The organism is uncultured Desulfovibrio sp. (assembly GCF_902477725.1).
Taxonomy (GTDB): Bacteria; Desulfobacterota; Desulfovibrionia; order Desulfovibrionales; family Desulfovibrionaceae; genus Desulfovibrio.
Genome location: NZ_CABSIF010000002.1, coordinates 16,707 through 41,748, shown reverse-complemented (window position 1 = coordinate 41,748; position 25,042 = coordinate 16,707). Strand labels below are relative to the sequence as shown.

Genomic DNA, 25,042 nt, shown 5'->3' with positions numbered 1-25,042 from the left:
TGCCGGAATTGCCATGAAAAAAACGTTGAACAACATCTGCACACTTTGCCTTGTGGCCTCATGCGCCCTGCCCCTTGCGGCGCTGCCAGCCATTGCGCTGGCCGACAGCATGTCGTCATACAACGGGCAGGCCAATGACGCCCAGGCAAAGCGCGAGGCAAAGGAACGGGCCAACTATCTTTCTGATGCCAACGAGCACAGCCTTGTCTACCTTGGTCAGGCCCGCCAGTTCCGCGAACAGGGGCGCTATGAGCTTGCGCGGCAGCGTTATCTTCAGGCCCTTTCCATCTGTGCCGACGACCAGACCCTTGGTATCATAAAAAGAGAACTGAACGGCGTTGAACTGCTTTTGCGCACCATGCGCTGAGGATCACCATGAACCGCTTTTTCATTACCATTCTTGTGCTTGCGGCCCTGCTCTTTCCGCTCACTGCGGCGGCAGCCGGAAACGTGCCCAATGCTGCCGTAAGCATTGCCAAGCAGCTTGACGAACAGATCATGATGCGCTTTTCGGGCGACAGCCAGGACATGAGCCGCAAAGACCGCGAAGCTCTGGCCCGCGCCCGCATCATGATCATGGGCACCACCCCGGTCAACATCAACAATCTGGACGAAGCCTCGCCCTTGGCGCGCCAGATGACGGAAGAAATCTCCCGCTGGCTCATCAATGCGGGCTACCGCTTTCAGGAACTGCGCAAAGGGCGCGACATCCGTTTTGACAAGCTCAAGGGCGAATTTATCCTGACGCGCGATGTGCGCCAGCTTGCCAGCCCCAGCGGCACCAGTCAGGCCATTCTGGCAGGCACCTATGTGACGACCAGCGAACAGGTGCGCTTCAGCATCCGGCTTATCCACACCTCAAGCAATGAGGTGCTGGCCATGGGCACGGCCACTGTGCCCATTACGGACGACCTGCGGCCCCTCGTGCGCGAGGCCCGCCCCGGCGACGGGCTTGCGCCCTCCGTGAGCACACGGCTTCAGTAGCGTCCTTGCCTCATACGCGCTTTGCGTCTATAACATGCCCGCGCCTGTCTGCTTGACGGCGCGGGTTGCCTTTGCGGCAGCCACTGTTTTCAAAAATTCCGCCGTGCCCGTTGGGGCAATAGCGTAAACGATCCGTGAACCTGGGCCGCTGATTTTGCTGGCGGCCAATCCCGCGCGGGCACGCCGCCCACTGCGGGCTATACGCCTTTTTGCGCGCAGCAAGGAGACAACATGTCGCTCAGTATTGGTATTGTGGGCCTGCCCAACGTTGGCAAATCCACCCTTTTCAATGCCCTGACCAAGGCCCAGAACGCTCAGGCCGCCAACTACCCCTTCTGCACCATCGAACCCAACAAGGCCACTGTGGCAGTGCCGGACAAGCGGGTAGACGCCCTGACCGCCAAGGCCAAGCCCAAGAAGACCATCTACGCCAGTGTGGATTTTATCGACATCGCAGGTCTGGTGCGCGGCGCAAGCAAGGGTGAAGGGCTGGGCAACCAGTTTTTGGGCAACATTCGCGAATGCGCGGCCATTGTGCATGTGGTGCGCTGCTTTGAGGATGAAAATATCACCCACGTGGACGGCGGCGTTGATCCCCTGCGCGATGTGGACACCATTGAAACCGAACTGCTGCTGGCCGACCTGCAAAGCGTTGAAAAGCGCCTCGACAAACTGCAAAAGCTTGCCAAGTTTGATAAAAACGCCAAGGCATCCGCAGAAATCATGCAGACCCTGCTGGCCCAGCTCAACGACGGCAAGCCCGCGCGGGAATTTGCCCTGCCGGAAAACGACAGTTTCCTGACCACATGGCGCGAACTTGGCCTGCTCACGGCCAAGCCAGTTATTTACTGCGCCAATGTGGATGAAGCCGCTGTTGCCGAAGGCAATGAATTTTCCGCAAAGCTTGAGGCTTTTGCCAAGGAACGTCAGTCGGGCTTTGCGCGCATTTGCGCCAAGCTTGAAGAAGAACTGCAAGGCCTGCCCGATGAGGAACAGGCTGAACTGCTCTCCTCCTACGGCATTGATGAAAGCGGACTTGTGCGCATCATCCACACCGGCTACGCCACCCTTGGCCTGTACAGCTACTTTACCGCCGGGCCGGACGAAGTCCGCGCCTGGACCATCCAAAAGGGCTGGAAGGCCCCGCAGGCTGCTGGCGTTATTCACACCGACTTTGAGCGCGGCTTTATCCGGGCCGAAGTTATCTCCTACGCCGACTACATGAGCCACGAAAGCGAAGCTGCTTGCCGCGCCGATGGCGTCTTGCGCGTGGAAGGCAAGGAATACGTTGTCAACGACGGCGATGTCATGCACTTCCTGTTCAACGTATAGTTTTTACCGCATATAAAAAGCTTAAAGGCTCTGTTCCACAGGAACAGAGCCTTTTTTATGACAAAAGCCGCCCGGAACTGACGCTCCGGGCGGCTTCAACCATTTCAAATCATCTACTGAGCATTTTTACAAGGGGCTGTTAACACTAGGAGTAATTTTCTTCCCTGCCAAGGAACGAAGCCTTTTTATGAAGGGAGTGTACTCGCCCGGTACTCGACCGGAATAAAAAGACTTCCTGACGCAGGCAGGGGGCAAAAGAACCATAGTGTCAACAGGCTCTAATCGGCGCGGCGGCCAATGCAAAAGTACGCAAACCCGCGCTGCGCCATGAAGTTGGGCGAATACAGGTTGCGGCCATCAAACAGCAGAGGGGCGGTCAGCAGGCTCTTGATCTTATCAAAGTCGGGGTTGCGGAACTGGTTCCATTCCGTAACCACCAGCAAGCCCTGAGCGCCTTCGCACGCGCCGTACTGGCTGTCCACAATTTCCACCAGATCGTTGCCCTTGAATATCTCGCGGGCGTTGTCGGCGGCAACGGGGTCAAAAGCACGAACCTTCATGCCGGCGGCGGTAAGCTCATTGACAATACTGATGGCAGCGGCTTCGCGCATGTCATCGGTATTGGCCTTGAAAGCCAGCCCCCACAGCGCAAGGGTTTTGCCCTTCACGCCGCCCTGGGGAGCAAAATATTCCATGATGCGGCCAGCCATGTGCTTTTTCTGCCGGGCGTTGACGTCTTCCACAGCGTTGAGCAGCTTGGGTTCCACGCCCGCCTTTTCAGCAGTGTGAATGAGCGCCTTCACGTCCTTGGGGAAGCACGAACCGCCGTAACCCACGCCGGGGTAGATGAACTGGTAGCCAATGCGGGTGTCGGAGCCGATGCCGGTGCGCACATCGCGCACGTCCGCGCCCACTTTCTCGCAAATGGTGGCGATTTCGTTAATAAAGGAAATCTTGGTGGCAAGCATGCAGTTGGCCGCGTACTTGGTCATTTCTGCGCTGCGCACGCCCATGACGATGATCTTGTCGCGGGTGCGGGCAAAGGGCGAATACAGTTCGCGCATCAGCGAAGCGGCGCGTTCGGAATCCGTACCAAGCACAACGCGGTCGGGCTTCATGAAGTCGGAGATGGCGTCGCCTTCCTTGAGGAACTCAGGGTTGGAAACCACGTCCACCTTGTAGGACACGCCACGCGCTGCAAGCTCTTTTTCCACAAGCGCGCGCACTTCATCAGCGGTGCCCACGGGAACCGTGGACTTGTCCACAACCACGAGGTCGTTCTGCATGTGGCGGCCAATTTCGCCAGCCACCTGACGCACGTAGCTCAGATCGCACGAGCCATCGGGCTGGGGCGGGGTGCCAACGCAGATAAAGGCGCAGTCGGCATCCGCAATGCCATCTTCAAGACGGGTAGTAAACTTGAGGCGGCCATCAGTGCGGCTGTGGCGAACCATGGGTTCAAGACCGGGTTCAAAAATATGCACGGAACCGGCATTGAGCTTTTCCACCACAGCCGGGTTAACATCCACGCAGGTCACGGTATTGCCCATTTCAGCAAAGCACGCGGCGCTGACCAAGCCAACATAGCCGGTCCCGATAATGCACAACTTCATACAAAATTTCTCCGTACGTTCCCACAGCCAGCGCGCTTGACGTTACAGCGGGGAACGGGTCAGAATAGTTTAGGTTCAAAGCGAACCAATACGCTAATTTTTTTTAATGGGCAACAGCCCTGTTTGCAGTACATTCCGCCCGTACTGCATATGGTGGATAACTGATGATCATAGGCATTGGGACTGACATTACTGAACTGGCACGTATCAAGGCAAGTTATGACAGGTTTGGGGAGCGCTTTTTGCAAAAGATCCTTACCCCGAATGAACTGAAACTCGTGCCGGAAAGCCCCATTGCCTACATTTCCGGTCGGTTTGCTGCCAAAGAGGCTGCGGTCAAAGCGCTCGGTACTGGCTTTAGCGAGGGGATTGGCCCTCTCCATATTGAAGTGCTACGAGGCCCTGCGGGGCAGCCAAAACTGCATTGGCACGGCCCTGCACTTGCGCGGGCTGAAGCTTTGGGCATGCGCGCCGCCCACATTTCCATAAGTCATGACCGCAATGCCGCCGTAGCGGTTGTGGTGCTGGAGGCATAACATGCCCACCTCATTTGACGATCTGTTCCCTCCCCTGCCCCTGCCTGCTGAAATGCGCCAGTGGGATGCGGAAGCCATGGCCCTTGGCCTGCCAGAAGAACTGCTGATGGAAAATGCCGCCAGAGCGGCCTTTGACGTCCTGCACGAATACCAGCCACAGCTAACGGGTCTGCGCGTATGGCTTCTTATGGGCAGCGGCAACAACGGCGGCGATGCCGCATGCCTTGCGCGGCATTTGCTGGACGCTGGCGCGGAACCGCTGGTGCTGCACACGCGGCCTCTTGCCGCCTGCAAGGGAGCCTGCGGCAAGCATGTGCGCATTGCCAGAGCCGCAGGCGTTGCCTTTGAACGCTGCCGCCCGGCAATCTTTCAAAGGGCGGAACTCCCCAACATTCTTGTGGATGGTCTCCTGGGTACAGGCTTCAGTGGTCAGCTGAGACCGGATGCGCTGGAACTTGTGCGTTCGGTCAACGCTCTGCAAAGCCGTCCCTTTGTGCTGGCGCTCGACATTCCCTCGGGGCTGGACGGACGCACCGGCCTGCCCATGCCGGAAGCAGTGCGCGCCACGGCCACAGTCAGCTTTGCGGCCGCCAAGCCGGGGCTGGCCCTGCCCGAAGCACGCCCATGGACAGGCGCGCTGCACGTGCGCAGCATTGGCATTCCCCTTGCCGCACGGCGCAAGGCTCCCTGCTCCTTTTACGTCGCTGACGGGCATTGCCTCGCCCCACTTGCGGTGATTCAGCCCGGCGGCTTCAAAAACTCCTACGGTCATGTGCTGGTGATTGGGGGCGCGCCCGGTCTTGGCGGAGCAGCGCATCTTGCCGCCCGAGCGGCCCTGCGCGCAGGCGCTGGCCTTGTAACTGCCTCCGCGCCCGGTGCTGGCATTGCGGATATCAAGAACGGCTGGCCCGAAATAATGACCCTGCCTCTGGGCGAGAGCGAGCGCCTGTGGCCCGCCAGCCTGCCGCAAAATTTTGTGGAACTGGCACAGCGCTGCGCCGCCCTTGTGGTCGGCCCCGGCATGGGCCGGGGGCAGGATGCTGCGGCCTTTATTGAAGCTCTTCTGGCGCTGCCGCACAGACCACCCACGGTATTTGACGCCGATGCCCTGGTGCTGCTGGCCGGGCGGCAAGACCTGCTCGACCGCATAACCGCAGATGATATTCTGACGCCCCACCCCGGTGAAGCGGCAACCCTGCTCGGCTGTTCCGCAGCGGATGTTCAGGCCGACCGGCAAGGCGCGCTTGAGCGCCTGCGCTGCCTCTGCCGCGGCGTAATTATTCTTAAAGGAGCGGCAAGCCTCATTGGGCAGGCTGACGCGCCAACCCTGCTCTGCCCCTACGATGTGCCGCAGCTTGCGGTTGGCGGCTCGGGCGATGTGCTGGCGGGCTGCGCTGGCGGGCTGCTTGCCAGAATGCTGCCCGGCATGCAGGCCGCAAAAGGGCAAGAGCAAGTGCACAACAATACCGCAAACCACACGTTGACCTCATCCCACATGCTGGCCGGGCAGGCAGCGGCCCTGCATGCCCTTGCGGGCAAAAGCCTTGCCGCACAATGGCCCCTCAGGGGCAATACGCCTTCGGCAGTGGCGGATGCATTGCCGCAAGCCCTCTCTGCCTGCATGGCAGCCAGTGAATCAAAGGACGACATTCTGCCATGGCCCAGATAATCTTGCGCAATCTTTCTGATACCAACCGCCTTGGGCATATGCTTGCCGAGGCTGTCGCCACCTGCGGCATTGCGGCATTGTTGCTGCGCGGTCCGCTTGGCAGCGGCAAAACGACGCTCACCCGCTCCCTTGTGGAGGCCATGCCCGGCGGCGATCAGGCCGAGGTGGGCAGCCCTTCGTTCACGCTCTGCAACTACTACCCCACCCAGCCGCCTGTCATACACAGCGATCTGTACCGCAGCCCCGGCAGCCTGCCTGATGAAATTGCAGAAGGTCTGGACAATCCGCAAATCCTGTCTGTGCTGGAATGGTCGGAATACCTGCCTGAGGCGGAAATGCCGCAAGATTATCTGGACATCTCGTTGCAACCGTGCGAAGAAAGTCGCCTACTGACGCTGCAAGCTCACGGCCCTATTGCTGCTGAGCTTTTGCGCCACCTGCGCCGAAATTGGCCTGTGGACAGTCCTGACCACGGGTAACCAGTTCCGGGGTGGGCTGACCTGTTGTACCCATCAAGGATTGAGGACAATGGATACAGGCATGAAAATTCTGGTCCAGAAATTTGGCGGCACTTCCGTTGCCAAGCTGGAGTGCATGAAGCAGGTACGCGAGAAAGTGCTGGGAGGCCTTGCCAAGGGGTATAAGGTCATTGCGGTGCTTTCGGCGCGGGCTGGCGACACCAACAAGCTGCTTGCCCTTGCTGATGAATGGTCTTCCACGCCTGACCGCGCGGAAGTTGATTCGCTCGTTTCCACTGGCGAACAGGTTTCCATCAGCCTGTTCACCATGCTGCTCAAAGATGCGGGCATCCGCGCCCGCTCGCTGCTCGGCTGGCAGATTCCCATCACCACGGACAACGATTTTGGCCGTGCGCGCATTCGCTCCATCGACAGCAATTCCCTGCGCAAATACCTTAACGACTACGATGTGCTTGTGGTCGCCGGGTTTCAGGGTTGCACAGAAGATGGCCGCATCACCACGCTCGGGCGCGGCGGTTCGGACACCTCGGCGGTGGCGCTTGCCGCCTCCCTCGGCTCTGTGGAATGCGACATTTACACCGACGTTGACGGCGTTTACACCACCGACCCCAACATCTGCTCCACGGCCCGCAAAATGGACCGCGTTGCCTATGAGGAAATGCTTGAAATGGCAAGCATGGGGGCCAAGGTGCTGCACATCCGCTCGGTAGAATTTGCCAAAAAATATAAGGTTCCCGTGCGCGTGCGCTCTACGTTCAGCGATGATCCAGGCACGCTTGTCACTCAGGAGGACTCCACCATGGAAGCCGTACTCGTTTCCGGCATTGCATATGACAAAGATCAGGCCCGCGTGACCCTGCGCGACCTTCCCGACGTGCCCGGTACGGCTGCGGCGGTGTTTGGCCCTCTTTCCGAAAAGGGCATTCTGGTCGACATGATCGTGCAGAACACCAGCCAGGACGGCCACACCGACATGACCTTCACCATCTCGCGCAAGGATCTCAAGCAGACCTTGCAGATGATGGAAGAAGTCGCCCAAAAGACCGGCGCGCGCGAAGTGCTGCACGACGTGAGCGTGTCCAAGGTTTCCGCCATCGGCGTAGGCATGCGCAACCATTCCGGAGTTGCAGCGCGGGCCTTTGCCGCACTGACTCAGGAAGGCATCAATATCCTTATGATCAGCACCTCTGAAATCAAAATTACCATCCTGATTCAGGAAAAATACGTTGAACTTGCCGTGCGCATTCTGCACGACACCTTCGGGCTGGACTGGGATCTGGGCTAGACGCCTGCCATACAGTTTACCGACATATTGAACAAAAAAACTCCCCGCTTGCGGGGAGTTTTTTTGTTGTCTGAGGCTCATGCCAGACCGTGGCAACAATCAGGCAAGGAGCAGTTGCCGCAGGGCGGGTACATCATCACACAGGCTGTCCGCCCCGGCTTCTTCAAGTTCGCCGCGCGAGCCGTAGCCATAGAGTACGCCCACACCGTCCATACCCACGGCATGCGCGCCAAGAATGTCATATTTTCTGTCGCCCACCATCAGGCATTGCGCCATATCCGCAACGCCGCACAGGCCGCAGGCATGCCGCAGCACGGACGTTTTGCTGTTGCGCGGGCCGGTCAACTCCGCTCCCGCCACATGGTCAAAGAGGCTGGCAATGTCAAAATGATCCAGAATGCGCTGGGCAAAGGGTTCCGGCTTGGATGTAGCCAGCGACAACACCCGGCCTTCGCGCCGCAGATCGGCCAGCATGTCTGCCACGCCGTCATAAAGCGCATTTTCAAATATACCCGTGACTGAATAATATTCACGGTATTTCTGCACGGCCAATTCAGCCTTGGCAGTGTCGCCCCCAAACAGCTTGCCGAACGAATCCTTCAGCGGAGGGCCGATAAAGTACAGCAGGTCATCGTCAGCGCGGGAAACGCCAAAATACTGCAGGGCATGCTGCACAGAACGGATGATGCCGGTCTTGGAGTCTGTCACCGTGCCATCAAGATCAAAAAAAAGGTATTGCTTCACGAAGGGGATTCCTTGCTTCCGATTTCAGGCGAAGGGCTACTCGCCGTTAAAGGGCGTATGCCGCCCGGTGCCGTCAACACCGAATTTGCTGTCCAGCGCCTTGTTGTCGCCCGGCGATGTAAAATAGCCGTTCATGGTGCGTTGCGGAACCCCCATGCCCAGCAGGGTACTCACAGAAACGAAATTGTAGCCTCTACGGCGCAGTTCCGCCACAGTCTCGCGCAACAGTTGCGCTGAGCCCTTGGGTACCAGATTGGCGTGGAACAGCAGTATGGAACCCGGTTTGACCTGCGAGGCAACCAGATGGGCCTCGCGCCGCGCATGCTCGATATTGGTATTGTCCGCGCCGGATTCCGCCACCACATCCCACTGCACCACCTGCATGCCCAGCTTTGCCAGCGCCTGCAAAGACTGGTCGCTGCAACGCCCGTAGGGCAAACGAAACAGTGTGGGCACAGGCTGCATGACAGGCTCCGGGCGGCCCTGTGCCCTGGCATCGCGCAAGGCCTCCTCGCGCAGCAGCTCATACTGAGCCTGCGTCCACAAAACCTGGGCGCGCAGGCCAGCTGGCGAAAGCAGGGCAAAATTGCCGTGCGACCACGCATGGTTGGCTATTTCAAACTGCGGCTCGGTCATGATTTGCAGCACCCGGCGGGAATGGGTGCGCATCCACTTGCCGCCCATAAAGAGCGTGGCCGGGATATGCTCAGCCCGCAAAAAACCGAGGATATCCATATCGCAGCCGGTGGTGACTGTGTCCAGCTCGCAAAGATCAAAGGTAAGGGCAACCACCTTGGCCCCATCTGCCAGCGCTACCCGCCGGATGGTACCCACCGCATCGGGCCCGAGCGGAGGAAGCATCACTGAAGGTTCGCGTTTGACGGGCGGGGTTGCATCGTTGCGCAAAGCCTTGCGGGCATCCTGCGCATCAGGCGCCCAAGAGGGGGCCGGAGCAGACGAAGCAATAGCCGGGGCAGTAGACGCAGCATCTGCAGCAACAGAAGCAGCAACTGCGGGTTGCCCCACCAGGGCAGCGCATATGCCCGCTAAAATGCAAAACACGCCTGCCGAAAGAGCAACGGTATGCCGCAACCGCAAAACCAAGCTGACTGAGCTGAACATAGAGGGAAACTCCTGCGCCGCACTACGGCGTCAAACAGCAACTTTTGGGAACTATAACTTACAGATTAGTGCGCTGCACACATGGTGAAGCCTTTTTCTGCCAAGCAGGTCTATATCCTTTACACAATCGGCCCACAAGCGTGACGAGCGGCATCTATACTCACCTGTAATCATAAGAATTAATTCTCAGCAAATTGCGTGTTGAATTTATTTTTCAAATATCGCATAATTCCGAAATCTATTTGCGGCGGCGTGTTGGCCTTGCGTGGGCATTACTGCGGGGTTTGCTATCTGCGAAGATCAAGGCAAAAACTTATATCCAGGCGATCAAGACCACATGTCCCACATCAAAATACCCGTTTCAACCCTACGCCCGGGGATGTATATTGTTGATCCTGGGATATCATGGCTGAAAGCCCCCCTGCTGTATATGCAGGAGGGAATTTTGGCTTCGAACGATGAGATCAACGGCATAATCCTTCAGGGATTTGCCGAAGCATATTACGACCCGGAACGCTCACGCGACGAAAATTCCGCTGCTCCCCAGCCAAACACCCCGCTTGCCATAGAACTACAGGCCGCCAACAGAATTTATGAAGACGCCTACGAGAATGTGAAAAACTTTCTCGAATCCGCCAGAGGCGGCGCGCTTGATCTTACCTTTGCGCGCCCGCTGGTAGGCGACATCATCAAAAGCCTTTCGCGCAACGTTGACGCGCTGGTGACGCTTTCTCTGCTCAAAAAAACAGACGAATACACCTATGCCCACAGCGTCAACGTAACCATTTTTGCTGTGGCCTTTGCCAATTTTCTGGGTATGCCCGATGACCGCCTGCACAACGTGGGGCTGGCCGGGCTACTGCACGATTACGGCAAGGCGCTGATTCCCAACGAAATTCTCACCGCGCCCCGCTCCCTGACGTTTCAGGAATTTGAGGTCATGCGGTCGCATGTGCTGCTTGGTGTTGAAAAAATCAAACAGTTTTCAAGTGTTGAGCATGAAGCCATTGAAGGTATCGCGCAGCACCACGAAAAGCACAATGGTACGGGCTATCCCAATCGGCTTTCTGGCAAGCAGATTGGCGTTTTTGGACGTATTCTTTCGCTCAGCGACGTGTATGACGCGCTTTCGTCCAAGCGTGTTTACAAAGGAGCATTGGCCCCCAACAAGGCGCTGGGCATGATGTACAAAATGCGCGGCCAGGCCTGGGCACCCGGCTATGTGGAACGGTTCATCAAGATGGTGGGCATTTTCCCCGTGGGCACTGCTGTGGAACTCTCAAACGAACACCAGGGCATTGTGTGCCGCTCCAACCCCAATTTCCCCGCCCAACCCTGCGTTCTTGTGGCGCGAGACCCGGATGGACGCACCATTCAGCCGCAGTTTGTTGACCTCACGCGCTACATTGGCCTGCGCATCACGCGGTCTCTTTCTGCTGCCGAATCTGCACATTTTGACATACCATTGTTACTGGGCGGCCCAGCGTAGGTCAGATTACTGGTCGTGCAGACAAACACTTTTTAGCCGCTCAGCCAGCAACCCACGGCATTTTCTGCCACAAATACGCAATGACTTTCTTATCACATCCGGGCTTGCCCGCAGGTGCTGTAAACGCTATACATCTGGCAAGGGATAAACCTGCTATTTCAGCATGTTCACCATCTGGGATGCGGCAACGCCCTGCCCCGGAATTTGCAATGTCAAAACGCATCAGGCTTAAGGATAATTTTCATGCGCAGAGTTGATGTTTTGATTGGTGCCCTCAGCCAACTGACTGGCCGTGATGAGGGAGCTGTGGCCCAGACCTTTGAAGCCATCATTTCCAGCAATCCGGAGAAAGGCAAAGACCTGCTTGAGGAAATTACCTTCAGCGAGGCTTCTGTCATGCGCGAAAGGCTCCTCAAGGATGGCCCCGATGTACTGGCCCGCCTTGTGAGCAGAATCAGCGACTAAAAACCGCCCCGGGCATTCTGCCAAGGGCGGTCAGGCTGATATCAACCCCCGTCTTGCGTTATTTTGCTGCCAGAGCGGTTAAGCACATTGTACAGAACGTGCCAGGCTGGCCTTGCGGTATGCCGCAAAGGCTACCAGCAGGCTTGGGGCGTCAGGGTTTCAATGAGCTTCCACTGGGCGGCAAAGGCCTTTTGCGAGCTGCGCGATTCTGCATAGCAGCGGGCCTCGCGCTTCATGGCAAACAGCATGGCCTCATCGCTTGCCAGAGCCACCATGGCCGAGGCATAGGCCTCTGCCGTTTCCTGCCGCACTACTATGCCGCTTTTATCAGGCACCACGTTTTCTCTGGGGCCGCCCTGCCCGCTCACCACCACTGCCAACCCCGCAGCCTGCGCCTCCAGCACAACCTTGCCATACGTATCTGTGGTTGAAGGGAAAACAAAGATGTCGGCTTCTTCATAGGCCTGCACAAGCGCTGCCCCGCTCAGATAGCCCGTAAAGGTCACGGGCATGTCCGCAGCCTGCGCCTGAAGTTCCCCAGCCTGCGGGCCGTCGCCCACAATGGTCAGCTGCGCGCCGGGGATATGCTCCAGCACCATCCTGAAGGCATCCACGAGACGGTTGACGCTTTTTTCTCTTGAGAGCCGCCCCACATACAAAAAACGTGTACCCTGAGCACTTTCCCGCCCGCTGTTGCACCAGGCGGGCGTGTAGCGCGAGGCGTCCACCCCACGAGGATAGAGGCGGATTTTTTCCTCTGGCAGACCGTGGGAGATCAGTTCCTTCATGGTGGCAGCCGAGGGCGCAAAGACCACATCCATCTGGTTATAGTACCAGTACACATACCGCCATGTGGCTTCCTCCAGCGAGGTGTCGCCCGTCAGCTCCAGAATATACTGCGGAAAGGCCGTGTGGTAGGTGGCGTGGATGGGCAGCTTGAGCATTTTTGCGGTCAGCAGGGCAGCTAGCCCCATGGGGCCGGGCGTTGCGGAGTGCAGCAGGGTGTAACCACTCTCATAGCAGTGCTGCACAATTTTAAGCGCGGGCGGATAGTGCAACGTCAGCTCGGGATATTCAGGAATGGAAAAACTGCCCGTGGGGTTGAAATTTATGGGGCCAAGTCCGTCGGAGTGACTGCCTGTCACATTTTCTGCCCGAACGCAGGTGAGGATATCCATTTTTTTGCCCTGCTCCCGCGCCAGGGGCAGCATGGATTGCAGGGTTTTGGCAACGCCGTTCACCTCAAGATAGGTATCTGTAAAGTGGGCAATGGCGGCCCTGTCCGCAGTGTCGGATCTGGCGTCCCTAGGGCGAAAACGGCGCAGGCATTCGCGCGTAAACATTTTATCCTGCGCAAAAAGCGAATAGCCAATGCCATAAGGGGCAAGCATGGCGTAGAGCGATCCCATGGCTCCCACCAGCTTGAACACATTGAAAAAATTTCCCTTGAGCACATCGGACAAAACAGAATTGGCGCAGGCAAGCTGCACGTTTTCCGCCACATCGCCCACAAAACGGGCCAGCAACGCCTCACGCCGGGGCATGCGCTCCTGCGGCACAATGACGTTGACGCTGTCCGCCGCCACGGCAAGCTCCGGAGATTGGGCAATGGCCCTGCCAGCCGCCTCAAGCATGTTTTCCTGCATGCTTTTCTCAGAGCGGGACACCCATCTGCCGCAGTTGAGCAAAAATCCGCCAATGGACATGACGCGCGTCTTGATGTTGCGGGTGCGCGTGTCTGGCTTGCCCGTAAGCATGTTTTCAGCAAAGCGCAGCACTGTGCTGTTGTTGATATCCTGCGCGAGCCCCGTGGAATTTTTATAGAACTGGTAGCCGATGGCATACAGATTATGGGCAAAGCCCAGCGGCGTTGCAGGTATGACACGAGGCGTGGTGCCCCCTGCCATGACAGCCCGTAGCAGGGCCGAAGCCGGGGCGTGGCCCGAGCAGCCCAGTTCCGCGCGGGGGACTTCTATCACGGTGGAACTTCTGGCGATATTGCATGAGGAATGGTCGTCAGACCCGGCCACAAAGCTCTTGCGCCAGGGCTGAGCAACAAGCGCGTCAAGACCGTGCTTTTCTTCCATTCTGGCTGTGGACTCCGGAGTCAGGTCGGCCACAATCTGGCGCAGCGCGTCATTCTGCACATTATTGCGCGCGCCGTTAAGTTCAAAAACTGAAAACAACAGTATGAGCTGTTCCACATGGCCCAGGGTCAACCGGTTATTGGCCGCGCACAGGGGGTGCGCGCAAGCATGGGCAATGCCCTGCCCCATCAGGTAGGGAACAAGCTCAAAGATGTTGCCCCTGAGCTGGGTTATCTCCCGGTGCTGCGCTTCCGTGATATCCCAGGCGAGCACGTGAATCTCGCACTTGTCCTCAGGAAAGTAGGCCGAAATTTCTTCGCTGATGAAGGTCTGCGACAAATGGGCGATTTCCAGCGCGCCAGCAATGGTGTCGTGATCTGTAATCGTAACGTAGTCCATGCCCCTGGCTCTGGCGATGTCGTAAATCTTGCGGGGAGGTGTGTAACTTTCGCCGCAGCCGATCTTTTGCAAAATCCACTGCGAGGGGCAGGTTGAATGGCGGGAATGGACGTGCAGATCTACGCAGAACGAGGCATTGAACGGGCTGGAATCACTCTGCTTTCCGTCTGGGCTTGGGAACATGCGGCTTCCTCCTGAATGTGCTGTGGCCATTCGCGATTCCGCCATCATCACGCCGTCAGCAACTACGTTGCCGTAACGGCGCGACACATCCGCCGTTTACAGCGTTGCCTGAAATGATGCGGATGCGTACTGGGTATTGCATGCCCTGCACTATAGAAAAAATCCAGAGGGCTTGTGTGCTGGCAGCGTGAAGGTTATCGGGCTTTTGTGCGATGCCGTAACGCTGCTAACAGGCTGAAATCAAATCCTTAAACCGACACGTACCATTTAACTGTAACAATCAGCGCTTAAACGACGGCGCTTTGCGGCTGACCTCAGTCCACAAGTCCTTGCAAACGCAAAAAGGAAGGCGAAAGCCTTCCTTTTTGCGCCAGCCCAGTTATGATTCCAGGTAAAAAAGACCGGCGGGGCTGAATTGCAAGGCGCAAGGGCGCGGGCTTAACAACACTCCTGAGCGGGAGTACGCGCCGAGGGGCAGTTACAGCGTCTTTCCAGCAGATGAAAAACCAGGCCTGTCAGGGCAAAAGCGCCGCCCGTGAGCATGACGCCGGGCCAGCGATATGCCGCCCAGGCCTGGCTGGCCGCAGCCGAACCCAGCGACCCGCCCAGAAAAAATACCGTCATGTAAATGGTGTTCACCCTGCCGCGCGCCGATTCAGACAAGCCCAGAATGAGAGACTGATTGGACACCTGCGCAATGGACACGCCGAAATCAAGCACAATAACCCCCAGCACAAGGGCGGTCATGCCGCTGAAGCTCATGATGCCGAAAGCCGCGATGCTTGTGAGCGCGCCGATCAACACGCCGCACCTGACGCCAAAGCGGTCTGTCAGCCTGCCCCCGGCCTGCGCTGCCAGCACGCCCACCAGCCCCACAATCCCGAACGAACCCGCCACGCTTGCGCCAAGCCCATAAGCGGGGCCTTGCAGATACAGCGCAAGCACTGACCAGAAGGCGCTGAAAGCCCCGAACACGCAAGCCTGAATAATGGAGGCATAGCGCAGCGCACGGTAATCCCGCAAAAGTTGCAGCATGGAGACCAGTAACCGCCCGTAGGGCAAGCTCGACTTGCGCGGCAGATCAGGCAAGCGCCATGCAAGCAGCGCGCTCAGCAGCACGGCAAAGGCGCAAGCCAGCCAGAAAGCCTCGCGCCAGCCCAGCCACTGGCCCACCGCGCCAGACACCACACGTGCCAGCAATATGCCGCACAAAACACCGCTGAAGGCAATGCCAACGGCCTTGCCGCGCTCGCCTTCCCTGGCAAGGTCAGCGGCCATGGGAACCACCATCTGCGTAATGGTGGCTGCCACACCCATGCCAGCCGAGGCCGCCATGAGCACCGCCATCCCCGGCGCCAGAGCCGCAAGAGCTGCGGAAACCACCAGCAGCGCGCAGAGCGTCAGAACCAGTTTTTTTCTGTTCAGCGTGTCGCACAGAGGCACAAGAAACAGGAGCCCAAGGGTGTAGCCCATCTGGGTGATGGTGGCCACAAGGCCCACATGGTCGCCGCCCTTGAGTTCCCCGGCGATCAGCCCCAGCACTGGCTGGTTGTAATAGATGTTGGCTACGGCCAATCCTGCGGCCAGAGCCAGCAGGTATATAAGCGACCCGTTCTGCTGCGGGGCTGTGGTTTCCGTCTTCATAGCATGTTCCTTTATATCTGCTTGCGAGAGTTGCGCGCGATATGCGCGGCATGTACCCGATATGAAAAATTTGTCGCGAAGCTACACCATGCCGCCATTGGCCCGGATGGTCTGCCCGTTGATCCAGCCGCCGTCCCTGCCTGCCAGAAAGGCCACCACAGAGGCGATATCTTCCGGCTGGGCAAGGCGTTCCAGCGGCGGCAACTTTGCCATTGCCTCGACCTGCCCTTCAGTTTTGCCCTCAAAAAACAGGTCCGTGGCTGTGGGGCCGGGGGCCACAGCGTTGACCGTGATGTCGCGGCCCCGCAGCTCTTTGGAAAAGATGCCGGTCATGGTTTCCACAGCGGACTTTGTAGCCGCATAGACGGCGTATCCCGGCAGGGCAAGACGGTTGACGCTGGTGGAAAGATTGACAATGCGCCCGCCTTCCTGCATGCGGGCCGCAGCCAGCCGCAGCATATTGAACACGCCCTTGATATTGGTGCTCACGATGCGGTCAAACAGCGTATCGTCCGTCTGCGCCAGCGGCACCATGCCGGGCTGCATCAGCCCTGCGTTGTTTACAAGCACCCTCACAGTGCCGAACACGCCTTCGCAGGCAGAGAACAAGTCTGCCGCCTGCTCGGGAACCGTCACATCGGCCTTGACGGCAAGGGCGCGGCCTCCCTGGGCGCATATATCAGCCGCCAGGGCCTCGGCCTTGCCCGCACTGCTGGCGTAGTTGACGACAACTGCCAGGCCGTCCCCAGCCAGCCGCCGGGCAATGGCCGCGCCAATGCCGCGCGCCGCGCCGGTAACAATGGCCGCATTGGGTGATGAAGTCTGCATGGTCATGTGTGCCTCCACTTGGTTTGCTTTGTTGAAAGCACAATGCTGCTTGAGGCGGATAATTGGTAGACGCATGGCATTCATATTGGTTATACGGATTACGTATGACAATATTTTCAAATCTGGCCCTGTTGCGTAGTTTTATAAGCATTGCCGAAAGCGGCAGCATCTCGGCGGCGGCCCGCAACATGGGCCTTACCCAGCCAACCCTCAGCCGCCAGCTTGCGCAGATTGAGGCGGAATGCGGCACTGTGTTGCTGCGGCGCGATACGCACCGCATGCACCTCACAGACATGGGCGCAAAGGTGCTCACCGATGCCCGCGCCATGCTGGACATGGCTGAAGAATGCGAGCGCCGCCTGCGCGTGGATCAGACCGCCCTCATGGGGCATATCCGCTTTTTCTCCACCATTGACTTTGGTCAGAGCGTGGTGAGCAAGTTTCTGGCCCGGTTCATGCTGCAAAATCCTGCCATCACCGTTGATCTGGTGTACTCAAACAGGCCCTTGCACATGCTTGAAGAAGGCTGCGACGCCGGCGTGGTAGCCGGGAGCGTTGCCGATGAAACGGTTATCGCCAGACCATTGGGCATGATACGCAGGTATCCAGTTGCAGCGCCCGTATTTCTTGAGGGCAGGCAACTGCCTGAAACACCGGGCGACATTGCCGCCTGGCCCTGGCTCACGCTGGGCTCGGAAGTTTTTGGCGGCGCGCGCAACATCACCCTTTTTACTGAATCAGGCGAGGAGCAAACCCTGCATGTAAACCCCGTGCTGACGGCAGAGGGCGTTACCGCCTTGCGCGAAGCGGCCCTGCTGGGACTTGGGGTGTCCCCCCTGCCGGGATGGCTGGTGACGGAAGACCTCGCTGCGGGGCGGCTGGTGCGCCTGCTGCCTCAATGGCGCGCGCGTGAACTGCCCGCCCATGTGGTTTACCCGGTACAAAAAGGTTTGCCCCTGCGTGTGCGAGCCTTGGTGGATTTTATGACAGAAAACGTAAAGGAGCTGCTGGCGCGGCCTTGCGTGTGCCCAGGCGCAGGCAACAATAAGCAAAGCAAGGGCTAGGCCTCGGCAACTGGTGTGCCAGAAAGCCCAGAAGCGTTAAAACGGTTCCAGATGAAGGGGATTGGAAGGGAAAGGTGACCTAACACAACAAGCCCACAAAAAAATCCTGCCCTCCCGGAGTGGGATGCGGCAGGAAAGCGTTACAAGAATCGTCACGAGAAAAAATGTCTTACACGGTGCTGGTTTTCACTCTGTTGCGCCCGGAATTTTTGGCCTCGTAAAGCGCCTTATCGGCGGCTTCAAGGATTTTAGCCGCAAGCTGGGAAGGCGACACCTTTTCAAACTGGCTCTGCACTGTGGCCACCCCCGCGCTTATGGTCACATAGTTCCGATCGCTGCCCGCGTGGGGCGTTTTGAGATCACACACCGCTGTCCGCAAAGTTTCGCATACCTCATGGGCATTGCGGTCATCGCATTCAGGCAGCACCACGGCAAACTCCTCGCCGCCATAGCGAAACAGCTCGCCCCCCATATCTTCCAACGAATCCTTCATGGTTCTGGCGACCTGTGCCAGACATTCATCGCCCGCCAGATGCCCGTACTTGTCGTTATAAAACTTGAAAAAGTCGATATCTATAAGGATCACTGAAAGGTTGCCCGCGCGGCGGTTGCACACGGCAGCCTCCCTGCGCAGGATGGCGTCAAAAAATCTTCTGTTATACGCGCCCGTGAGGTGGTCGTGAATGGACATATGGCGCAGGCGCTCGTTGGCTTCCTTGAGTTTGCGTTCCAGCGTTTTGCGCTCTGTAATATCAAAATACGCCAGCGAAAGCGCGGTTATGGTACCTGAGGCATTGCGAACAGGCGTGACGGAAACAGCATAATCCCTGTTGTCGATTCTTACTTCATGGTCAGAAACCCGCCCACCCGTATCAAGATTGCAAAAGTCACTCTGGATGTTTGCTTCCAGCTCCGGGTGCAACAAAGAAATATGCGCGCCGCTTGTGTCAAACAATGACCGCCCGGAGAGCTGCACATGGTGCTCGTTGGCAGAAATAAGCACACCGTTGCGGTCAACAACACACATGGCAATGGGAGCGGTGGCGTAGATGGTATCCAGATCAATGGATGTGGAAATTCCCGCAGAATACAGGGCAATGTTGGCAATAACCCGCTCTACGCCTTTAAATCCCATCAGGCCGTAACCCTCATCAAACAGAGGCTCTCCACTCATTTCCAGCAGAAACAGCACCCCATCACTTTTCCGCACATAATGGCCGATCACGTTTGAAAAGGCGCGCGGCTCACCATATTCATCCATGAGGGTTTCCAGGGCCATCTGCTGGTCAGCGGCGTCCATGCCGAAAAAAAGGGACTGCCCTTTTACCGTTGGAATGCCAAGAATTGCGGACTTGAAGGGGACATCGTCGCAATAACACAAATCTGGCCCGGCTACCCATTCCCAGGACTGATGATTACTACTACGCTGCATTGGCGACTCGGGATTTACCCAAAAAAGAAAAGAGATTTTGACAATGGTCTGCTGGCTGGCAGGCCCATCCAAACTTGGGGATATCTCTATACCGATTTTTTCCGCTCAGGTACAGATGTTTTAGGCCACACATTATTTATACGATTTCATATATATTCAATATGTTTTTATTAAAAAAATAATATTTATGCAAAAAATTACTGTATTTTGAGCATTAATACAGATATATACTGACAAATCAAGAACTTTATACGCAATATTTATTTAAAAATATTCTATTTAATTTACTAGCTACACACAATTATTATAATTACGTGTGATGATAAATTATTATTGCAGTATATTATCTACAGCACTTGCCCAAGCGGTAAAAATATAATGCATGGCATATCTATCAACCCCGTGTCGTATTGATACCAACGTGCGGCAATCCCCAAAAATTTCATAGCCCTGAATGCACTGTGCGGCCCACATGCCTCATTGCCTCCGCCCCCCTTGCCGCCCAATGACTTTGCCAAAAAGCAGGGCGGCACGGCGAAGTACGCCATGCCGCCCGCAGACAAACAAAACCCATCAGCGGAATCGCATAGAAAAGGGATCAGGCAAGGTTAGCCATATGCCGCGCCTGATCAGCGCGAACCTTACAAAAATCCGCGCCGAAAAGCTCTGCATCTAGGTGCGGCTTCTGGGCAACAGCAGATTGAGCAGAACGCCCGTAACCGCCGCAAGGCCGATGCCGCCAAGCTTGAACGAACCGATGCTGAACTGCATGCCACCCACGCCAAAGATGATGATAAGCGCGACAATGATCATGTTGCGCGGCTCCATCAGATCCTTGCCAGCCCGCACCAGAGTGTTCAGGCCCACAACCATGATCGCGCCGAACAGCAGAATCATGATGCCGCCCATGACAGGCACGGGAATGGAGCCAAGGAACGCGCCGATTTTGGCCACAAACGACAGCAAAATTGAACACATGGCAGCCCAGGTCATCACGGCGGGGTTGAACACCCGCGTAAGGCTCACCGCACCGATAACCTCGGCATAGGTGGTGCAGGGCGGGCCGCCCACAAAACCGGCAGCCATGGTGGCAACGCCATCGCCAAACATGGTGGCGTGGACGCCGGGGTCTTTCAGGTAATCGCGCCCGGTAATGGAGCTGATGGCGACAACGTCGCCAAAGTGCTCAATGGCCGGGGCGAGCGTAATAGGCATGATAAACAGTATGGGTTCCCAGGCAAACTCGGGGAAGGTAAACGAGGGCATCTGCAACCAGGGGGTTGCGGCAACCTTTGTCCAATCGCCCACGCCGAAAAACATTGAAACAATAAAGCCCGCCGCAATGCCGCACAAAATGGGCATAAGCCGCAAAAAGCCCTTGCCCATGAGCGACACCAGCACGGTAACGGCCAGCGACGTCATGGAAATCCACAGGGCCGTGTTTTCAGGCACCAGCACAACCGCGCCATCGCCTGTTCTGCCCAGGGCCATGTGCACCGCCACCGGGGCCAGGATAAGGCCGATAACCATAATAACCGGGCCGGTCACAATGGGCGGCAGCACACGCAGCACCACATCCGTGCCGCGCCAGCGGATAAGCCCGCTCAAAAGAAAATATACCAGACCGGAGCAAACAAGCCCGCCAAGGGTTTGCGCCATGCCCCAGGTCTGAACGCCGTAAATGATGGGCGCAATAAAGGCAAAGGACGAAGCAAGAAAAATGGGTACCTTGCCTCGTGTGCAGACCTGAAACAGCAAGGTGCCCACACCAGCGGTGAAAAGAGCCACGTTGCTGTCAAGCCCGGTCAACAGGGGAACAAGAACCAGAGCGCCAAAGGCCACAAAGAGCATCTGCGCGCCTATAAGACAATCCCTGAAGCGAAAATTATAGTCAGTGGGTGCAATCTCGCGCCGCGTACTGGCTGTGCTCATGGGGCCCCTCGCTACTTGGTTCCGAAGATACGGTCGCCGGCATCGCCGAGACCAGGAATGATATAGCCGTTTTCGTTCAGATGATCGTCAATGGCAGCGGTGTAGATGTCCACATCCGGATGGGCGGCCTTGACCTTGGCAATCCCTTCGGGCGCGCACACAAGGTTGAGACTGCAAATCTGTTTGCAACCGTGGCGCTTCAGCAGGCTGATGGCGGCAATAAGGGAGCCGCCGGTTGCCAGCATGGGGTCGAGGATGATGGCAAGCCGCTGATCCATATCGGTAGCAAGCTTTACGTAATATTCAACAGGTTCAAGGGTTTCCTCGTTGCGGTACAGGCCCACGACGCTGATCTTGGCGCCGGGGATCATGTCCAGCACACCGTCCATGAGGCCAAGGCCAGCGCGAAGAATGGGAACAACCGTCACCATCTTGCCGGAAATGGCCTCAATTTCCACCGGCCCGGCCCAGCCTTCAACCGTGTGCTTTTCTGTACGAAAGCCCTTGGTGGCTTCGTAAATAAGCAGACGCGCAATCTCGTTGGAAACAGAACGAAATTCGCGCGTGGAGGTGGCCCCCATGCGCAAAATGCCCAACTTGTGGCGCACAAGAGGATGATCAACGACATAAACGGCCATAAAGCCTCCTTAGCTATGCATAACTGACTGAGTGGAAAAAATTAAAACCGGACTACGCTATTCTTAATGACGACTCGTGTCAACGATACTTGCGGACAGCCTTATTGCCCTGGCTGCGCGGCATGCGCTAGTGTTTTGAAGCTTTGCACAGGGCAGAACCGTGCCGGATTCCCTGCCCTGCCGCACCTTAAACATCCTCACATGGAGGCCACGCCATGCCCGCCACAGTTTATTATGCAGATATGCACTGCCGGTCGCACGAGGACAGCAAAATCGCCAAGGTAGCGCGCCTCTGCGATGCGCTCAATCTGAAAAAAATCATCAAGAAAAAAGAACTTACCGCCATCAAGCTGCATTTTGGCGAATATGGCAACGACACGCACCTCAACCCAACTCTGGTGCGCCAGGTAGTAAACAAGATCATGGAAGCAGGCGGCAAACCATTCCTGACGGATACAACAACCCTGTATTCCGGCAGCCGCCACAATGCCGTTGACCACATGCAAACAGCATACGCCCATGGCTTCGCGCCTTCGGTGGTGCACGCCCCCATCATTCTAGCCGATGGCCTGTATGGCGAAAATGACGTACCCGTGCGCATCAACGCCAAGCATTTCAAAGACGTGTATATCGCTACCGAGATACGGCGCGCTCCGGCAATGGTGGTTCTGTCGCACTTTAAAGGGCATGAAATGGCTGGATTTGGCGGCGCGATCAAGAATCTTGCCATGGGCGGCGCTGCCGTACGCGGCAAAAAAGAGCAACACGCCACCCACGTATCTGTCAGTGAAAAAAAATGCGTTGGCTGCGCCAAGTGCGTCAAGGTGTGCCCGCAGCATGCGCTCAGCATGAAAAGCAAAAAGAGCATTGTTGACATTGAAAAATGCATCGGCTGCTTTGAATGCATCACCGTTTGTCCAGAAAAAGCCATCAGCATTGATTGGGAAACAGAAATGCAGCCCTTTATCGAGCGCATGACAGAATACGCTTATGGCGCTGTAAAAGGCCACAAAAAGAGCGTTTGCTACATCAACTTTGTACTCAACGTAACACCCGACTGCGACTGCGCCCCCTGGAGCGACATGCCGCTGGTGCCGGATGTGGGCATTCTGGCCTCTACCGACCCGGTCGCCTTGGATCAGGCCTGTTTTGACCTTGTTTCAAAAGCCCCCTCCGTCGGGCAGGAGGCTTCGGCCCAACCGGTTGCAGACAAGTTCGCTGCCCGCTGGCCGCACACCTGCGGGCAGGTACAACTCAGCTATGGCGAATCGCTGGGTCTGGGAAACCGCGAATACAAGCTCAAAAAAATCTAGCACCTTGCGCATTGCAACATCAGGGCATGTGACTCGCCAGTCATGTGCCCTGCTCTCCTGCCGCAAAGCGGCTGATCAACTTTCCACTGCTAGCCCTACCGCCAGTTTCAAGCATGGGGCGGCGGTGGAACGTGACTGGAAACCCCTGTCACTAAATTGTCACAAAATTGTAATAGTATTGTCATGCTAATCGTGACGAAACGTGTTATTATTAAAAATTTTTATAAATTTGGTAGCTATCAACCAATCTTCAATTTACTTTCAAAATAAAAAATGAATTTTTTTTGCTAAAAAAAACTTGGAAAGCTCTTTTTCAAAATAAATTCATAATTATTTTCAATTTTACTATCTGCAACTTTACTATTTACTATATTTTTTTCGTATCTAATCTAAATTCTATTTTAAAAAATTTTTTACAATAATAAAGTAATTGTAGTAGCCCACATATTTTCAGCAAAATCGGCCAACTTTCCATTTTATACGTTTTTGTTGAAAACAATCATTTCGGCGTGGATTCAGGATATAAGATCTTCCTCAATATTTTTTTTGCAAATAACAGTTGAATTTTAGGTAGATTATCACTTAAGTTTGCCTCAGCTTTTGACCCGCCAGAGTCTGACGCACCAGAACGCATTGGGAAACGTGGGCGTGTCGGCTGGTTATAATTGCCCCCCTGCTGTGGACAGGGATGAGCTTTCATTGTCAAACGGCATCTAAGTTTTACTAGCGAGGAGGTTTACAGGATGAAACGTATTGTAGCATTGCTTGTTGCTCTGGGCCTTGTTTGCGGCATGACCCTTGGCTTTGCCCAGGCTGCTGAAGCCAAAACCGTCATCAAGATGGCGGGCATGAAGCCCGAGGGCGAGCCGGAAACCATCGGCATGCACCTTTTCGGCAAGTATCTTGCCGAACTTTCCAATGGCAAATATGAAGTGCAGGTCTTCCCCAACAGCCAGCTTGGCAAGGAAGACGCCTACATTGCCGCCACCCGCAAGGGCATCATCCAGATGTGCGCCACCGGTACGCAGACCTCTGCCCTGCACCCTGCCATGGCCATGCTTGAAACGCCCATGCTCTTCGACGATCTGGATCACGCCCGCCGCGCCATGGAAGGCAAGACTTTTGACCTCATCAACGAAGGCTTCACCGAAAAGTCCGGCCTGCGCACCATGAACGCCTTCCCCTTGGGCTTCCGCCACTTCTACACCAAGAAGCCCATCGTCACGGTGGAAGACATAAAGGGCCTGCGCATGCGCGTGCCCAACATTCCCCTGTACACCAACTTCGCCAAGGAATGCGGCATCAGCGGCCAGCCCATGCCCTTTGCCGAAGTGCCCGGCGCGCTTGATCAGGGCGTCATCGATGGCGGCGACAGCCCCCTGGCCGACATCGTCAGCCTCAAGATGTATGAGATCACGCCCCAGATCACCCTTACCGGCCACATCCTCGTGATCCACTCCCTCTATATCAACGACAAGTTCTATCAGTCGCTGCCTGACGAGGACAAAAAGTGGTTTGACGAAGCCGCCAAGCGCTCCGCCAACGATGTGTGGGTCATGGTTAAGGAAGGCGACGAAAAAGCCAAGGAAACCATCCTTGCCAACAAGGGCAGCATCAATACCCCCAGCAAGGAATTCCACGATTACATGGCTGAAGCCGGCAAGCGCAGCTGGAAGCTCTTTTACGACACGGTGCCCAACTGCCAGGCCATTCTGGACAGCGCCGCCAGCTACCGCGAATCCAAATAATTGTTCCCCGCTTTACAGGTCGGAAAAGTATAGGCTTTTCCGGCCTGTACGGTTCA

21 protein-coding genes are annotated in these 25,042 nt (G+C 56.6%); 12 read left to right on the top strand and 9 right to left on the bottom strand.

Going from position 1 to position 25,042, the window contains the following annotated elements:
- Positions 1–13: 13 nt before the first annotated feature.
- From RDK48_RS01675 to ychF, 3 genes are all read left to right on the top strand, one after another.
- Positions 14–367 (top strand): hypothetical protein, encoded by a 354-nt coding sequence (locus RDK48_RS01675; protein ID WP_298993368.1) that lies wholly within the window; start codon positions 14–16, stop codon positions 365–367.
- Positions 368–375: 8 nt separating this feature from the next.
- Positions 376–984, top strand: coding sequence for a FlgO family outer membrane protein (locus RDK48_RS01670; RefSeq protein ID WP_298993361.1), 609 nt, complete (start codon positions 376–378; stop codon positions 982–984).
- 231 nt (positions 985–1,215) lie between these two features.
- A complete protein-coding gene (ychF, locus tag RDK48_RS01665; RefSeq protein WP_298993358.1) occupies positions 1,216–2,316 on the top strand; it encodes a redox-regulated ATPase YchF in 1,101 nt (366 codons plus the stop codon).
- Positions 2,317–2,594: 278 nt separating this feature from the next.
- Here ychF and RDK48_RS01660 read toward each other — a convergent pair whose 3' ends face one another.
- Positions 2,595–3,929: a UDP-glucose/GDP-mannose dehydrogenase family protein gene (locus tag RDK48_RS01660; protein WP_298993355.1), complete on the bottom strand. Its 1,335-nt coding sequence runs from the start codon at positions 3,927–3,929 to the stop codon at positions 2,595–2,597.
- Positions 3,930–4,093: 164 nt separating this feature from the next.
- On the opposite strand from RDK48_RS01660, the gene RDK48_RS01655 reads away from it, so the two are divergent.
- The 4 genes from RDK48_RS01655 to RDK48_RS01640 all read left to right on the top strand — a co-directional run bounded on the left by RDK48_RS01655 (position 4,094) and on the right by RDK48_RS01640 (position 7,898).
- A complete protein-coding gene (locus RDK48_RS01655) occupies positions 4,094–4,465 on the top strand; it encodes a holo-[acyl-carrier-protein] synthase (protein ID WP_298993352.1) in 372 nt (123 codons plus the stop codon).
- Position 4,466: 1 nt separating this feature from the next.
- On the top strand, positions 4,467–6,134 hold the full coding sequence (locus RDK48_RS01650; RefSeq protein ID WP_298993349.1) for an NAD(P)H-hydrate dehydratase: 1,668 nt from the start codon (positions 4,467–4,469) through the stop codon (positions 6,132–6,134).
- Positions 6,122–6,613, top strand: coding sequence for a tRNA (adenosine(37)-N6)-threonylcarbamoyltransferase complex ATPase subunit type 1 TsaE (locus tag RDK48_RS01645; protein ID WP_298993345.1), 492 nt, complete (start codon positions 6,122–6,124; stop codon positions 6,611–6,613). Before RDK48_RS01650 ends, RDK48_RS01645 begins: the two co-directional genes overlap by 13 nt.
- 61 nt (positions 6,614–6,674) lie before the next feature.
- Positions 6,675–7,898, top strand: a complete 1,224-nt coding sequence (locus tag RDK48_RS01640) for an aspartate kinase (protein ID WP_298993342.1) — start codon at positions 6,675–6,677, stop codon at positions 7,896–7,898.
- 99 nt (positions 7,899–7,997) lie between these two features.
- Here RDK48_RS01640 and RDK48_RS01635 read toward each other — a convergent pair whose 3' ends face one another.
- Positions 7,998–8,642: an HAD-IA family hydrolase gene (locus tag RDK48_RS01635; protein WP_298993340.1), complete on the bottom strand. Its 645-nt coding sequence runs from the start codon at positions 8,640–8,642 to the stop codon at positions 7,998–8,000.
- A 36-nt stretch (positions 8,643–8,678) separates the two neighbouring features.
- The gene (locus RDK48_RS01630; RefSeq protein WP_298993337.1) at positions 8,679–9,764 is read right to left on the bottom strand and encodes a polysaccharide deacetylase family protein; all 1,086 of its coding nucleotides are present in this window, start codon (positions 9,762–9,764) and stop codon (positions 8,679–8,681) included.
- A 337-nt stretch (positions 9,765–10,101) separates the two neighbouring features.
- Between RDK48_RS01630 and RDK48_RS01625 the strand changes: the two genes are divergently transcribed.
- Both RDK48_RS01625 and RDK48_RS01620 read left to right on the top strand, forming a co-directional pair.
- Positions 10,102–11,253 (top strand): HD-GYP domain-containing protein, encoded by a 1,152-nt coding sequence (locus tag RDK48_RS01625; RefSeq protein ID WP_298993334.1) that lies wholly within the window; start codon positions 10,102–10,104, stop codon positions 11,251–11,253.
- Positions 11,254–11,496: 243 nt separating this feature from the next.
- Positions 11,497–11,718, top strand: coding sequence for a hypothetical protein (locus RDK48_RS01620; protein WP_298993331.1), 222 nt, complete (start codon positions 11,497–11,499; stop codon positions 11,716–11,718).
- Between the two features lie 131 nt (positions 11,719–11,849).
- On the opposite strand, the gene RDK48_RS01615 is transcribed toward RDK48_RS01620, so the two are convergent.
- The 3 genes from RDK48_RS01615 to RDK48_RS01605 all read right to left on the bottom strand — a co-directional run bounded on the left by RDK48_RS01615 (position 11,850) and on the right by RDK48_RS01605 (position 16,865).
- On the bottom strand, positions 11,850–14,387 hold the full coding sequence (locus RDK48_RS01615; RefSeq protein WP_298993328.1) for a glycosyltransferase: 2,538 nt from the start codon (positions 14,385–14,387) through the stop codon (positions 11,850–11,852).
- Between the two features lie 438 nt (positions 14,388–14,825).
- Complete coding sequence (locus RDK48_RS01610) at positions 14,826–16,031, bottom strand: MFS transporter (RefSeq protein ID WP_298993325.1); 1,206 nt, start codon at positions 16,029–16,031, stop codon at positions 14,826–14,828.
- Positions 16,032–16,112: 81 nt separating this feature from the next.
- Entirely contained in the window at positions 16,113–16,865 is a 753-nt protein-coding gene (locus tag RDK48_RS01605; RefSeq protein ID WP_298993322.1) for an SDR family oxidoreductase, read from the bottom strand.
- A 98-nt stretch (positions 16,866–16,963) separates the two neighbouring features.
- Here RDK48_RS01605 and RDK48_RS01600 point away from each other — a divergent pair, with 98 nt between their 5' ends.
- Positions 16,964–17,923, top strand: coding sequence for a LysR family transcriptional regulator (locus tag RDK48_RS01600; RefSeq protein ID WP_298993319.1), 960 nt, complete (start codon positions 16,964–16,966; stop codon positions 17,921–17,923).
- A gap of 169 nt (positions 17,924–18,092) precedes the next feature.
- Here RDK48_RS01600 and RDK48_RS01595 read toward each other — a convergent pair whose 3' ends face one another.
- The 3 genes from RDK48_RS01595 to upp form a co-directional block, all read right to left on the bottom strand.
- Positions 18,093–19,355, bottom strand: a complete 1,263-nt coding sequence (locus RDK48_RS01595; protein ID WP_298993316.1) for a diguanylate cyclase — start codon at positions 19,353–19,355, stop codon at positions 18,093–18,095.
- A 672-nt stretch (positions 19,356–20,027) separates the two neighbouring features.
- The gene (locus tag RDK48_RS01590) at positions 20,028–21,287 is read right to left on the bottom strand and encodes a uracil-xanthine permease family protein (protein WP_298993313.1); all 1,260 of its coding nucleotides are present in this window, start codon (positions 21,285–21,287) and stop codon (positions 20,028–20,030) included.
- A gap of 11 nt (positions 21,288–21,298) precedes the next feature.
- Positions 21,299–21,925, bottom strand: coding sequence for a uracil phosphoribosyltransferase (gene upp / locus RDK48_RS01585; RefSeq protein ID WP_192111981.1), 627 nt, complete (start codon positions 21,923–21,925; stop codon positions 21,299–21,301).
- Positions 21,926–22,140: 215 nt separating this feature from the next.
- On the opposite strand from upp, the gene RDK48_RS01580 reads away from it, so the two are divergent.
- Complete coding sequence (locus RDK48_RS01580) at positions 22,141–23,238, top strand: DUF362 domain-containing protein (RefSeq protein ID WP_298993309.1); 1,098 nt, start codon at positions 22,141–22,143, stop codon at positions 23,236–23,238.
- 743 nt (positions 23,239–23,981) lie between these two features.
- The gene (locus tag RDK48_RS01575) at positions 23,982–24,986 is read left to right on the top strand and encodes a TRAP transporter substrate-binding protein (protein WP_298993305.1); all 1,005 of its coding nucleotides are present in this window, start codon (positions 23,982–23,984) and stop codon (positions 24,984–24,986) included.
- The last annotated feature ends 56 nt before the right edge of the window (positions 24,987–25,042 follow it).